Annotated in this window: 13 protein-coding genes; 6 read left to right on the top strand and 7 right to left on the bottom strand. The window is 49.0% G+C overall.

Annotation, left to right across the window (positions count from 1 at the left end; genetic code table 11):
• Positions 1–122 precede the first annotated feature (122 nt).
• Positions 123–1,220, top strand: a complete 1,098-nt coding sequence (locus tag OXG10_05615) for an LLM class flavin-dependent oxidoreductase (GenBank protein ID MCY3826840.1) — start codon at positions 123–125, stop codon at positions 1,218–1,220.
• Positions 1,221–1,236: 16 nt separating this feature from the next.
• Here OXG10_05615 and OXG10_05610 read toward each other — a convergent pair whose 3' ends face one another.
• The 3 genes from OXG10_05610 to pyrE all read right to left on the bottom strand — a co-directional run bounded on the left by OXG10_05610 (position 1,237) and on the right by pyrE (position 3,615).
• Positions 1,237–1,965 carry a phosphoadenylyl-sulfate reductase gene (locus tag OXG10_05610; protein MCY3826839.1) on the bottom strand — a complete coding sequence of 243 codons (729 nt, stop codon included), beginning with the start codon at positions 1,963–1,965 and terminating at the stop codon, positions 1,237–1,239.
• On the bottom strand, positions 1,966–2,973 hold the full coding sequence (locus OXG10_05605) for an inorganic phosphate transporter (GenBank protein ID MCY3826838.1): 1,008 nt from the start codon (positions 2,971–2,973) through the stop codon (positions 1,966–1,968).
• Positions 2,974–3,072: 99 nt separating this feature from the next.
• Positions 3,073–3,615, bottom strand: a complete 543-nt coding sequence (gene pyrE / locus OXG10_05600) for an orotate phosphoribosyltransferase (protein ID MCY3826837.1) — start codon at positions 3,613–3,615, stop codon at positions 3,073–3,075.
• 52 nt (positions 3,616–3,667) lie between these two features.
• On the opposite strand from pyrE, the gene OXG10_05595 reads away from it, so the two are divergent.
• Positions 3,668–5,086: a hypothetical protein gene (locus OXG10_05595; GenBank protein ID MCY3826836.1), complete on the top strand. Its 1,419-nt coding sequence runs from the start codon at positions 3,668–3,670 to the stop codon at positions 5,084–5,086.
• Between the two features lie 42 nt (positions 5,087–5,128).
• Here the strand turns inward: OXG10_05595 and thrC are convergent, their stop codons facing one another.
• The gene (thrC, locus tag OXG10_05590) at positions 5,129–6,466 is read right to left on the bottom strand and encodes a threonine synthase (protein MCY3826835.1); all 1,338 of its coding nucleotides are present in this window, start codon (positions 6,464–6,466) and stop codon (positions 5,129–5,131) included.
• A 141-nt stretch (positions 6,467–6,607) separates the two neighbouring features.
• Between thrC and OXG10_05585 the strand changes: the two genes are divergently transcribed.
• From OXG10_05585 to rsmA, 4 genes are all read left to right on the top strand, one after another.
• Positions 6,608–6,901 (top strand): acylphosphatase, encoded by a 294-nt coding sequence (locus OXG10_05585; GenBank protein MCY3826834.1) that lies wholly within the window; start codon positions 6,608–6,610, stop codon positions 6,899–6,901.
• Entirely contained in the window at positions 6,898–7,539 is a 642-nt protein-coding gene (locus OXG10_05580) for an MBL fold metallo-hydrolase (GenBank protein MCY3826833.1), read from the top strand. Before OXG10_05585 ends, OXG10_05580 begins: the two co-directional genes overlap by 4 nt.
• Positions 7,540–7,546: 7 nt before the next feature.
• Positions 7,547–7,822, top strand: coding sequence for a septum formation initiator family protein (locus OXG10_05575; GenBank protein MCY3826832.1), 276 nt, complete (start codon positions 7,547–7,549; stop codon positions 7,820–7,822).
• Positions 7,823–7,897: 75 nt separating this feature from the next.
• Positions 7,898–8,707 (top strand): 16S rRNA (adenine(1518)-N(6)/adenine(1519)-N(6))-dimethyltransferase RsmA, encoded by an 810-nt coding sequence (rsmA, locus tag OXG10_05570; GenBank protein MCY3826831.1) that lies wholly within the window; start codon positions 7,898–7,900, stop codon positions 8,705–8,707.
• Here rsmA and dacB read toward each other — a convergent pair.
• The 3 genes from dacB to OXG10_05555 form a co-directional block, all read right to left on the bottom strand.
• A complete protein-coding gene (gene dacB, locus OXG10_05565; protein MCY3826830.1) occupies positions 8,701–10,101 on the bottom strand; it encodes a D-alanyl-D-alanine carboxypeptidase/D-alanyl-D-alanine-endopeptidase in 1,401 nt (466 codons plus the stop codon). The genes rsmA and dacB overlap by 7 nt on opposite strands.
• Before the next feature lie 13 nt (positions 10,102–10,114).
• Positions 10,115–12,802, bottom strand: coding sequence for a DNA polymerase I (gene polA, locus OXG10_05560; protein MCY3826829.1), 2,688 nt, complete (start codon positions 12,800–12,802; stop codon positions 10,115–10,117).
• A 101-nt stretch (positions 12,803–12,903) separates the two neighbouring features.
• Positions 12,904–13,485, bottom strand: coding sequence for a methyltransferase domain-containing protein (locus tag OXG10_05555; GenBank protein MCY3826828.1), 582 nt, complete (start codon positions 13,483–13,485; stop codon positions 12,904–12,906).
• Positions 13,486–13,608 lie beyond the last annotated feature (123 nt).

The raw sequence follows: 13,608 nt of genomic DNA, 5'->3' as shown, positions 1-13,608 counted from the left end.
TTTAATGTTCAAAATCCGTATCATATTACTACATACACAGAGTTTTTGCCAAACTTTACTAGCCGAGGTCGCTGCGCAAAATACTCTCTTTTTACATTCAAAGGGAGTATAATGTTCCGGAAATGGAACTAGGATATTTCACAATGCCTCTTCATCCGTTCGGCTCTTCCCTTTCCGATACGCTCGAAGCGGACATGGAGCAGGTAGTTTTTCTTGACGAAATCGGTTTCAGGGAAGCCTGGATAGGAGAACACTTCACGGCGGGTTGGGAGAATATACCTGCCCCCGATCTTTTCATAGCCAAAGCCGCCGCTCTCACTAAACGTATAATCTTCGGTACGGGAGTTTCATGCCTGCCTCAGCATGACCCTTTTATGCTTGCGCACAGAATTGCGGTTCTTGACCACCTGCTTAAGGGAAGATTCTACTGGGGAGTAGGAGCCGGAAGTTTCATCGGAGATTTCGAAGCGTTCGGTATAAACCCGAAAACAGGGGAACAAAGACAGCTTATGAACGAGTCCCTTGAGATGATACTTAACCTCTGGAACAACCCGAGCCCGGGTGTTTACTCTAACTCCCGGTGGAAGTTTACCGTTCCCGATCCCGTGGAAAGGGTTGGTCTCGGAGTGCACACGAAGCCCTACCAGGAACCTCATCCTCCTATAGCGGTTGCGGGAATCTCGGAGAATTCTGCGAGTCTTAAGACGGCCGGGGAACGTGACTGGATACCTATGAGCATAAATTTCGTTATTCCTGATGTGCTTAAATCTCACTGGGCGGGATACGAGCAGGGTGCGGAGGCCGTCGGCAGAACACCTGAGAGGGCGAAATGGAGAATCGCAAGGGACGTCTATGTCGCGGAGACAACCGAAGAGGCGAGAAAAGAAGTAATAGAAGGCACGCTCGCAAGAGATTTCCGGGATTATTTTTTCACTATAGTTCCCATGATAAGAAACAACTTGAACCTGTTTAAGATCGACAAGTCAATGTCGGACCGGGAAGTGACCATGGACTACATGATCGAGAACATGTGGCTTGTGGGAAGTCCTGAGGGTGTCGCCCGGAAAATAATCGAGCTTCATGAATTCGTCGGGGGATTCGGGGTGCTTCTGGTCATGGGGCACGAGTGGAACCCGAAGGAAAAATGGCAGAAATCAATGAGGCTGCTCAAAGAAGAAGTTCTTCCGATTGTGAAAGAGAATCTGCGGAGTGGGACCTGAGAGCGACCTCAGACCTTTAAGACTGCGGTTCGCGACTGAAGTGAATTCCGCATTCTTTGTCCGAGCCTTGCTCCCACCACCACCTGCCGGCCCTCGAGTCTTCTCCCTCTTCGACGGCCCTTGTGCAGGGGGCGCATCCTATGCTTGGATATCCCATGTCGTGGAGCTTGTTGTAAGGAACGTCGTTTTTCCTTATGTAGTCCCATACCTGGTCGGCGGTCCAGTCAAGAATAGGGTTTATCTTGAGCATCTTTCCGTGCAGGTAGTCGATCTCAAACTTGCTTGACTCTGCCCGCTGCTCCGTCTGATCCGCCCTTATGGATGTAATCCAGGCGTCTAGGGTTTTTAAGTATCCGTTAAGCGGGTTGGTTTTTCTCACTTGGCAGCAGAGTCTTCTGTTTTCGACGCTTTTGTAAAAAAGATTTACCCCGTGGCTGGTCACCATTTCCTCCACTTCAGCCGTGTCGGGGAAAAGCACCTCGATGTTGATGTTGTATTTTTCTCTTGTCTTGTCCATGACGTCGTACGTATGGGAATGAAGCCTCCCGGTATCAAGAGTGAAGATTCTCGCTTTGGGGTTTACCTTTGCGAACATGTCGACAAGCACCATCCCTTGGACCTGGAAGCTGGTTGCAAGCGCCACCGAGCGGTCGAGGTTCGCAGAAGCCCAGGCGAGGATATCCTCAGGAGAACTTCGCTCAAACTCGTGATTGAGATTCTTTACGTCTCTTTCAGAAAATTTCATTTAACCCAAAAAACTCAGATACGACGACAAGCCGTACTTTATATATACGAGGGATATGTAATAACTTACCCCTACGGTTATCACAGGAACAACAAACCAGAAAAAACCGATTTTTACAACATGGCTGTTTTTGGAAGTCTGGACAAATCCGTGCTGTGCGCACGAAAAACCCACAACTCCGGCTGTTACTATCTCGGCGATCGAAACCGGAATTCCGTATAACGAGGCGAGCAGTATTATTACCGCAGCCGTAAACTCGACCGAGATAGCCCTTATTATGCATATCTCCGTTATTTTTTTCCCTAGGGTCTCAAGAACTCTGCCTCCCAGCAGAATTGCTCCCACCCCCATTGCGACACCGGCAAGAATTGCGCCCGGATAGGAATCTATCAGCCCCAGGCTTACTATCGGCCCTATGGCGTTTGCGGAATTATTGGCGCCTCCCGAAAAGGCGATAAAAGTTCCGGATATGGTAATCAGCACGGTCAGGATGACATTGACTCTTTTCTCCGAGAAATTACTTGCGAGGTAATGGACTATCTTGAAATAGAAAAACTTTGCCACGGCGAAATTTATTAACCAGGCGACTATCGGCGCCAGAATCCACCATTTGAGCACCCGGATGAAGCTGTCGGAATTAAGTGTCTGAGTATAAAGACCGATTCCCACTATGGCGCACACTATGGCGTGGGTGGTGGCTATAGGCGTGCGGACTATATTCGCCCAGACGATGAAACCTATCCCGAGAAGCAGAATTATAAATATGAAGCCTATATCGGAAGAGAGGGTCTCGGCCGGCACTATTCCCTTGCCTACGGTCTCCACCACGGGAGCTCCGGCCGTAAGCGCTCCGAGGAGAGCAAAGATAGCTATAAGCCATACGGCCTGTCTTTTCGACCTTACGCCGGCACCGTACGATGTCGCCATGGACGCCGCGGAATTGTTGGCTCCTATGTTAAGGGCCAGAAATGCCGAAAGCACAAGTGTTACAACAAGTAAAACGCTCAATAAATCCTCTCCCCGCCTAAATATAGGCGACAGTAATTACGTAAAACCAAATATCATTCCGGTTTGTGTGAAAAACAAAAGAGTTTTGCGTGGAGTTTTCTAGAGAAGTTCCGAAACCCTGAATATGGAAAAAAAGCTACAGCCCCGTTCAAGGAAGGCTTTTTCTGTGTTTTCTCCCCTGTCGACGACGCAGAGGACCCCACGGACCTCGGCTCCGGCGGACTCGACAAGATCAATGGCTCTTAGAACGGAACCGCCGGTTGTAATCACGTCCTCAACTATTGCCACACTGTCTCCCTCGGTAAGTCCGCCCTCTATCATGTTCCCGGTCCCATGTTCTTTTTCCTTCTTTCTTACTATGAATCCGCGAAGCGGCATGTCCTGCTCATAACTTCTGGAAATGATGGCTCCCACCATCGGATCGGCGCCTGTGGACGGTCCTCCGACGGCCGTTACGCCTCCCTGAGCGGCGATTTCGCCCAGAAGTATTTCTGATATCAGGTGGGCGCCTTCAGGGTCCAGAGTCGTGAGCCTGGCGTCAATGTAGTAGGAACTTTGCTTTCCCGATGCCAGAGTGAAATTTCCGAGCAGGATTGATTTGCTTTTTAGAATTAGTTTTAATTTTTCTCTGCTCTTGTTCATCTTCCGGGATTCCGAACTGAATGAAATATTATTTTCGTAATTGTACCTATTGATGCGGAAAATCAATAAACCGGACCGGCTCCTTCTTCTGTGCGGAACAGCCATTTTTCTCCTGCTTGGGGCTATCGCTAAAATCTCCCCGGAACTCTCCTCTGGGGCTTTTAAGAGAGACCTGATACCGGTTTTCATATCGCTTCTGATTATTGCCTCGGCTGTCTACTTTGCGGCGGTGGGAAGTTTCAGAAAAAACCGCGCGTGTTCGCTTCTTCTCATAATTCTTTTCGGTCTCGGGTTCCGCGTTCTGTTTCTTTTCTCAACCCCGATACTCGAAAACGACTATCACCGCTATTTCTGGGACGGCGCCGTGGTTGCAAACGGAATGAATCCCTACGAGTACTCCCCGGAGGAAGTGGCGGAAGGTGGGGGAAACGAAAAACTTAGGGAACTCAAGCGTCTCTATGGCGATACGCTTGAGAAGGTAAACCATCCCCACGTAAAAACCATCTATCCGCCTATCGCGGAACTCTTCTTCGCCATATCCTACAAAATATCTCCCATGGGCACCACGGCGTGGAGGATTCTGCTCATGGTGTTTGATCTGGTTACGCTAGGGCTTCTGCTTGCTAGTTTGAAGAAACTCGGTATTCCTCGTCAATATTCCATTATCTATTGGTGGAACCCGCTTCTGGTTAAAGAGATATTCAATTCCCTGCACATGGACATCCTTGCGTTTCCGTTCGTACTGGGAGCAATTCTGCTTTTTCTCTGCGAAAGGAAAAAGCTCTGGACGCTCGTCCTTTCCTTGGCGGTGGGAGTCAAGCTCTGGCCGGCGCTTCTTTTCGGGATGTTTTTAAATCCCCTTAAGGAGAAACGGCAAACACTGCTGCAGATCTCTATTTTCGCCAGCGCGGTCTTAATCATATTTCTTCCCATGGTTGTGTTTAGGCTGGATTCGACTTCCGGCATCGTAGCGTACGGAAAAAGCTGGCAGAACAACAGCCCGTTCTTCACGGCGGTTCTTTCGGGATGGGAGTTTATCCTGGAGGCGTTTGATGTTCACCCCGGACATGCGCAGGCACATTCAAGAATTGGTCTCATCGCGATTTTTCTTCTCTGGAAGTTTTACGTGGCGTTTGTATGCAGATCTTTAGGTCTCCACAGAAAAGCGCTTCTCATAATTGGAGGTGTGTTTCTGTTGATCCCGGCACAGTTTCCTTGGTACTACACGTGGCTTCTTCCGTTTCTCTGCATAGCTCCAAGCCCGGGGTTCCTTGCTTTAACCGCACTGCTCCCGCTTTATTACCTTCAGTACTATTTTCCCTCTCACCCGGAGGAAGGTGGAATATTCGGGAACGCGGTGATATGGATAGAGTTTGCGCCCGCGTGGGTTCTTCTCGCTTGGGAATGGTGGAGGTTCCGGGCTTCGGAAAAAGCCTCAGCCATCCGAACAGACATTGTTGATAGCGGCTGAGAACAAGGGATTATCCAGATTGCCGAATGACTCTTATGGTGACTACTGGACCGGAATTCTGCTTTGTATTGCGTTTTTTACGGCCTTGTAATCGTTTGGAAGTTCCACCGGAACATTGCTTAGCTCAGAAGATATCCCTTCAAGAACGGACCTATGGTAGCCGGCTTTGAACTCAACGAATTTAAGCCCGTGAGCTGTGGAAACCACCACTATTTTCTCCTTGGGAGAAAGAACCTTTTTCTCAAGCAGTTTCAAAAACACCGCGAGTGCAACTCCTGTGTGCGGGCAGTTAAACGTGCCTGTTCTGTCCGCCATTGCCGAGGCATGGGAAAGTTCGTTTTCCGATGCCTGCTCCACAACTCCGTCAAATCGCCTTAGGATCGAAATTGCCTTGTTGATGCTTACCGGGTTTCCGATCTGTATGGCATTTGCGAGGGTTTTTTTCGCTGTTACGGGGGTAAATTCTTCAAATCCCTTAAGATAGCTCAGGTAAAGAGGGTTTGCGTTCTGTGCCTGCGCACAAACTATTCTCGGAAGTTTTTTTATGACGCCGAGCTCATACATCATCAGGAATCCCTTCCCGAGCGCGGACACGTTGCCTAGGTTGCCGCCTGGAATTATTACCCAGTCCGGGACCTCCCAGTCAAACTGCTGGCAAAGTTCTATGCTTATAGTTTTCTGTCCCTCTATGCGCAGGGAGTTGATCGAATTTGCAAGATAAATGTTATGCTCGCTGGTTATTCTCTGGACCATCTCCATGCAGCCGTCAAAGTCCGTATCCAGAGAGAGAACCAGAGATCCGTTCGATATAGGCTGGATCAGCTGGGCAATGGATACCTTGTCTTTGGGGAGAAAGACTATTGAAGGAATGCCTGCAGACGCGCAGTAGGCGGCCAAAGCAGCCGATGTATCCCCAGTTGAGGCGCAGGCTACCGCCGGGATGCTCACGTTGTCGCTTATCATCTGGTTTACGGCCGATACGAGCACGGTCATCCCCAGATCCTTGAAGGATCCCGTGTGGCTGTTGCCACACATCTTTATCCAGAGATCTTCAGCGCCTACCTGTTTTCCGAACCTCTCGGCCCAGAAAAGGTTCGTGCACCCCTCGTACATTGAAACTATTTTCTCGTTTTCGATTGAGGGCATAACCCACTCCTTTTTCCCCCAGACGCCGCTTCCGAAAGGCCAGACCTGCTTTCTGTACCTGCTGTCAAAAAGCTCTTTCCATTGCTCGGGCGTTTTTTGCCCCAGAGTTTCCATGTCGTGCTGAACGTCAAGAAGATTGTCGCACTTCTTGCACCTGTAAATAATTTCGTCGATGGGATAGGTTTCAGAGCAATTCTCGTCTATGCATCTGAAATGGGCTCGGTACTCACTCATTAAGGAAAGAAAATACATTTTGCCTTTTTCCCTGTCAACGCCGCGCAAACCCTTTTCTCCTGCTCCGGTGCTTACTTTAAAGTCCCGAATCTCTACGTTCATTGACACTGACAGAGGCTTTCGGTAGTCTGGAAGAATCGGATGGAACGAAGAGCCGTTATCCTGGTAAAGGGAAGGGTACAGGGAGTTTTCTTCAGAGTCTCGACGGCCCAAACAGCGACTGAGCTTGGCATTAAGGGACATGTCGAGAACCTCATGGATGGAAACGTCAGAATAGTCGCTGAAGGAACGACCGAGAATCTCGAAAAGCTGATTGAGTGGTGCGGAGAAGGACCGCCCCGCGCAAAGGTCGAATCGGTTGAATTCAAGTGGCTTCCACCCGAGGGCGGATTCATCGATTTTCGTATAAACAGAACTCAAAGGAGATCAGATTGATAATAAAATGCATCCCGGGCGGGATATTCATTGAAAACTGTTACATCATAGGGGATGAAGATACGAACGAGGCTATGCTCGTTGATCCCGGAGAGCAGATAGCGGAGATATCCGAGGAAATCGAAAAATCAGGGCTCGAGGTAAAAAAAATAGTTAATACCCACACGCACTTGGATCACGTGGCCGGTGTCGAGGCTTTCAAGAAAATGCTTGGCATACCCTTTTACATACACGAAAAAGAACAACCCGTCCTTGATTTGCTTCCCGAGGCGAAGATGAGGTTCCCCGGATTTGACTTTGTCGAAGTCCCTGAGGTAGATGGTTACGTGAAAGAAGGAGAAACTCTTTCTGTGGGGAATCTCAGGGGAGAGATACTCCTTGTTCCGGGACATACCTGGGGGCATATATGTTTTGTTTTCGGAGAATCAATAATAGCTGGAGACACTGTTTTCGCTGGAAGCGTAGGAAGGGTGGATCTCACCGGGGGAACGAACATGACGGAGCTTGTCGGATCGATCCGCTCCGAGATTCTTAAATATCCCGACCATTACGAAATCCATCCGGGCCACGGTCCTCAAACGACAGTGGGAATTGAAAAAAGGACCAATCCTTTTCTCGTGGGAACTTTTGCTCTTTAGAGGACATATGAGACCGCAAAGATTCATCAGGTTGGCTGTGTACTCGGTGATTGCCGTAGCGGTGGCCTTGGTGTTTTTCAACGAGATTTCCAAGGTCTATTTTCTCAAGAACGAAAACAAGAGGATAGAGAAGAGGATAGAGGACTTAGAAGCGCAGAACAGGGCGTACAGAGAAGAAATCAAGGCCCTTAAGCAAGACGAAAGATACATTGAGAAAATACTGAGAGAGGAACTGGGGATGATAAAAGACAAAGAAAAGATATTCAGGTTCAAAGAAGAATAACTTTACACTTTCATTCTTTGCTTCCATGCTTAAGAGCTGTTCTGAAACAGTATCCGCTTTAAACGGATGGATGATATGAAGGGGGAGCAGATATTCCGGCAGACTAAGAGGCTTGGACAGAATTTTCTGAACGACCCCAACATACTCCGTAAGATCTGCGCCACCGCAAAGCTCCACAAAGAAGATCATGTGATTGAAATCGGACCCGGAAAGGGGAGCCTCACGGAGCATCTCGCACACGGTGCTGGCAGAATCACGGCAATTGAGAAAGACAAGAGGCTGAAGACCTTTCTTGACGAGAGATTCGGGGAATCTGCAAACATCAGATTTGTTTACGAAGATGTCCTTAAAATCGATTTCAGTCGTTTTTCCGACGGAAAAAAGACGAAACTTGTATCCAATCTTCCCTATAACATATCCACTCAGGTTCTAATTAAGCTTTTCGATGAAAGAGAACTTTTCTCAAAAATAGTAGTGATGCTGCAAAAGGAAGTGGCGCAGAGGATATCCTCTGCAAAGGGACGGAAGAGCTACGGTTCCCTCTCGGTACTTCTCCAGAGCTGTTTCAACGTAGAGATCGCCTTCAAAGTTTCCCGGCGCGTGTTCTATCCGGTTCCCGAGGTGGATTCGGCGGTGGTGGTGCTCGATCCGCTTAAGGAGCCTGTGTTTTCTGTATCGAGCGAGAAGACCTTCAGGACCGTTACCAGATGTGCGTTTTCCTCGCGGAGAAAGACCATAAGGAATTCTCTCAGCAACTTCTTTGAGAGGGAGACCGTTGAGCAGGCACTTTCAGACTCGAGTATCGATCAGCGAAGAAGGGCGGAATCCCTTTCGGTTGAGGAATTCGCGAGATTGACCGACAGCTTCCACGCGATAAATCAGTAGACAAGTTCCCTAAGAAGCAGGTTCTGAAGTTTTTTTACCCTTGTTCCCATGCCGTTTGATATGATGGAAAAAACATAAACCCGCCCGTTTTTTGCGAATGCGTAGCCGGATAGAGATCTGGCTCCTTCAAGATATCCGGTTTTCGCATAGATTCTGCCCTTGAGGGCGCGAAATCTTTTTTTGAGAGTTCCGTCAACTCCGGCGATCGGAAGGGACGCAACGAACTCCTCTGAAATGTCCGGATCGCCGTAGGCCACATGGAGCGCCTCGGTTATATCCTCGGGGGACACCCTGTTTAGCCTCGAAAGACCGGAACCGTCGGCCACGGAGAAGTTTCCGTTAAGACCAATTCTCCTCAGATGATTTTCAATTACGTACGTGCCGGATTTCCATGATCCCTGGGTGTTGAGATGCTTGGCCCCGATCACTTTGACTATGCTTTCTCCGATTATATTGACGCTTTCTTTGTTGTACTCATGGATAATGGTGCCCAGAGGTTCTGAGTAATGGGTGAATATTTTCCCGGTCCATCGAGGTACTCTCCTGCGCTCTATGGGTCCGCTTACTTCAATTCCTTCCTTCTTGAGAACTTGCTTGAGTGTAGCCCCGAAGTAAAAAAACGGGTCTGGCACCGAAATCTCCAGGGTTTCGGCTTTTTTGCGGGAGGAGACGTATCCGGAGAGCCTGAGTTCGTTTCGTTCGTTGTACTGTGCTCTCACACCCGATCTTTTCAGCCTGGTGGAAACCCTGTTTTTGATCGGGAAGGGAAACTCGGCGGGTTCCGTTCTCACCGTTGCGGGAACTCCCTGCACCCTGGACGCGGAAATTTTTATCTTGGCCGAGTTGTAGTTAAACGAAATCGCCGTTACGGGCGGGCAGAAGCTTTTGCCGCGCCATTCAGGATCCCAGCCTTCTCCGTAATGGACGTCGTCAAAATACGAACCGTCTAGGTAAATCCCGCCCTCGATTCCTGTTATCCCGAGGGCCTTAATCCGCCCTGCAATCTCTCTGAGCTTCTCGATGTCTATAGTGGGATCTCCGAACCCTTTTACGTAAAGACCGCCGTGGCCGACTCCCGAGTGTATTCCTCCACCCAGATAAAACTCCGTTTTGAACCGAAAACCCTTTCCGAGCAGGGAAAGCGCCGCTATGGAGGAAAGTATTTTGTTATTAGAGGCGGGAATGAATTCCTCTTTGCTGTTATAGCGAAAAACCGTCTTGCCGGTATCGGCGGAACGGACCATGACCCCGATTTTCTTTCGCGACGAGGAATTTTTCGAAATAAAGGAGAGTATTTTTTTCTCGTTTACTTCAGCGTGAGAAGGTGCCGCCGGCAGAAACACAAAGAGTAAAACGAGCGTGTGCAGAATCAGGGTCTTTATTCTGGAATCCATCGTTACTGTATTCTTAGTGAGCCTCGGCCCAGTTCTCTGCGGCGCGCATTTCCACTCTAAGCGGTACTCTGAGTTCCCAGGCGTTTTCCATGTCGTTTTTTATATGAGTTCGTAGTTTTTCAAGCTCTGCTTCGTAAACCTCAAAGAGAAGCTCGTCGTGAACTTGGAGGATCATTTTCGAGCGAAATTCTCCCTCTTCAAGTCTTCTGAATATGCGGATCATGGCCAAATTTATTATATCCGCTGCGGATCCCTGTATCGGAGTATTTATAGCCTCACGCTCTCCTCTTCCCCTCTCTACCCTGTTTCCCGAAACAAGCTCCGGTATCGGCCTTCTTCTCCCAACAAGCGTCTCTGTGTAGCCCCTGTTCCTGGCTTCTTCAACTGATGCCTGCATATAGGTTTTCACTTCAGAATACCTGTCAAAATATCTGTTTATGTAATTTCTTGATACCGAGACCGTGGTACCGAGTTGCTTTGAGAGCCCGAAAGCACTTATGCCATATATTATCCCGAAGTTTATGGTCTTAGCGAGGTTTCGCATCTCGGAGGTGATCTGGTCTTCGCTTGCGTTAAAGATTTCACAGGCCGTTGCGACGTGCACATCCTTATCGTCTCGGAGAGCTTCAAGCAGGGTCGGGTCCTCAGAGAAATGGGCGAGCAGACGAAGCTCTATCTGGGAATAGTCAGCCGACAGTATAACGCAGCCGTCTTTTGCCACGAACGATTTCCGTATTCTTTTTCCGTCCCCGGTTTTTATCGGGATGTTCTGAAGGTTGGGATCGCTGGAACTCAGTCTGCCGGTTGAGGTGCCGGCAGGGTTAAAAGAGGTGTGAATCCTTCCGGTGACCGGATTTATGAGTCTCGGAAGTTGGTCGATGTAGGTAGATTTCAGCTTGGAGAGAAACCTGTGTCTGAGTATGAGACGCGGCACCTCGTGGATTGTCGACAGATCCCTTAGAACTTCGGAATCGGTGGAAAAGGCGCCTTTCGCGGTTTTTTTCTTAACGGGAAGTCCTAGCTTCTCGAAGAGCACTTCGGAGAGCTGCTTTGTCGAGTTTATGTTGAACTTTCCTTCGGTTTTTTCATATATTCCGCCCTCGATGGAATCGAGATCCTTCTCGAACTCTTCAGACATTTTCCCGAGAATAGCGGTGTCGACGCTCACTCCCGTGAACTCCATGTCGCAAAGAACCGGAACAAGGCCCAGAACATTTTCCCTGTAAAGGTCCCAGAGCCCCTCTTTTTTCAGAGTCTCAAGAAATTTTCTTGAAAGAATAAGCGCCACGTCCGAATCTTCGCACGAGTACCTTGCTGCCGTCTCGATATCAACTTCGGCGAAATTCTTCCTTGATTTCCCTTTTCCGGTAACGTCATCGTAGGAAATCATCTTGTGGCCAAGCTCAGTTCTTGAGAGTTCGTCAAGCTTGTAGCTTCCCCGGGAAGCGTCGAGCAGGTGTGCGGCCAGCATCGTGTCAAAGTAAATTCCCCTGAGACTGACGCCGTGATTTTTAAGTACGAGCATATCGTATTTTATATTCTGTCCTATTTTCCTTATGCCCTCGGACTCGAGAACTGGTTTCAGCATAGAAAGTGCGGTCTCAGGTTTCATCTGCTTTTCGGCTTCCATGATTCCCGTGTGTCCTACGGGAACGTAAAAAGCCCGTCCCGGGGCTGTGCACAGTGAAAAGCCGACTATCTCTGCATTCATCGGCAGTCTAGAATCCGTCTCGAGATCTATTGAGAGTTCTCCTGCCTCCTCTACTATTCTTATGACCTGGCCGAGGGACATCTCATCGAAAACAGTTTCGTAGGAATCGTATCTTACTGCTTCACTTTCGCTTGGTGTATGGGATGCACCGATTTCGTCTAGGAGCTTTTCAAATTCAAGCTCTGAGAATATTTCCTGAAGATCTTCGGCCGCGTATCCACCGTATCTGAAGTCCTCGATTCCGGTTCCTACTTCGACATCAGTTTTTATGGTAACGAGCTCTCGGCTGAGGTATGCATTGTCTTTGTGCTCTTTTAGCCTCTTCGCGACGCTGGGGCGAAGTTCTTCAAGGTTTCTATATACGTCGTCAAGATCCCCATACTTGGATATAAGGGCCGAAGCGGTTTTCTCCCCTACGCCCGCCACTCCCGGAATGTTGTCAACCTTGTCTCCCACAAGAGCGAAGAAATCAATCATCTGTCCGGGCTCGATCCCGTACTTCTGGTGCACTTCCTGCACTCCGGTTACACGTTCCCTCATTGTGTCAACCAGAGTCACGTTCTCAGACACCAATTGGCAGAAATCCTTGTCTCCGGTGACCAGAACCACCTTTGATGTTCCCTGTGCCATGGCTATGGTTCCTATGATGTCATCGGCCTCGTATCCCTCCATTGCGAGCATTGGTATTGAGAATGCCCGTACCAGTTCGAAAATCTTAGAGAACTGGAGCTGGAGGCTTTCTGGGGCCTCGTCCCTGTTGGCCTTATACTCAGGGTATATTTCGTTTCTGAACACTTCTCCCTTGGAATCGAACACCATCCCCAGGTACCTCGGTTCGTATTCCCTGAGAAACTTAAGAAGCATGGTTGCAAATCCGTAGACGGCGTTGGTTGGAAACCCATCGGAGGTGGAAAGATCGGCCCTTACGCCGTAATACGCTCTGAATATATATGAGCTGCCGTCAATCAGATAGAGCGGGTGCTGGGACATGAAAGAAACCGCTTACGCGTTATTCATTAAGTATACCCAACCGTCCTTGCGGTGGGAGAATCAGCTTGCTGGTGTGGTTTTGGGCGGCGTTGGAGACAACGTTATTTTTCCGCGCTGTAAACAAACGCTGGAGGGAAATTGGACCAGACGGTCTTCGACTTAACGACGCTTGTGAACTTGTTTCGGAGCGTTGAGCGGAATCTTCTGGCATTTGGAACCATCATGCTGATTGAATAGCTGAATGTGATCATCCTGCCTCCAGGTTTGAGTACATCCCAGATGACGTTAAGCAGCCTGTCCTGGGTTCCGTGGTCAAATACGGCCCAAGGGAGACTTGAGATAATGCAGTCGCAGGAATCTTTTCCGTGCTGCTCGAGATATTTTTTCATGTTCTCTGCGGAATCCCTGTAGACTGTCGCGGAAGGACATCGTGATTTGGTCGCCTCGCAGAACTCGGGATTGATCTCTATTGCGAAAAACAGTGCTTCCGGACTTTTCTTCTCAAGAATCTTCTCGGTGAAAACCCCGGTTCCAGAGCCAAGTTCCACCACGGTTCCCATTTCGTTGAGCCGGGCGGTCTCGGTGACAAGCTCCGACAGCTCCTCGTTTGAAGGCCCTATGGAGCCGGTGCTCTTTGGATCTCTGAGAAACTGTTTTATGTAACCGTATGCTCCGAGTTTCAATGGTGTCTCCGATAAGATAGAAATCGGTGTAATTATAATAGCTTGCGGCGTTTTGTCCATGTTTCCCTGTTAAGGTGCGGATCTTGGCGGTTCTGTGCGTCGGGCTGGGAAGGATTGTATTTT

It is taken from the genome of Candidatus Dadabacteria bacterium (genome assembly GCA_026706695.1).
In the GTDB taxonomy this organism is placed as follows: domain Bacteria; phylum Desulfobacterota_D; class UBA1144; order Nemesobacterales; family Nemesobacteraceae; genus Nemesobacter.
This window is presented reverse-complemented; position numbering and strand designations above follow the sequence as displayed.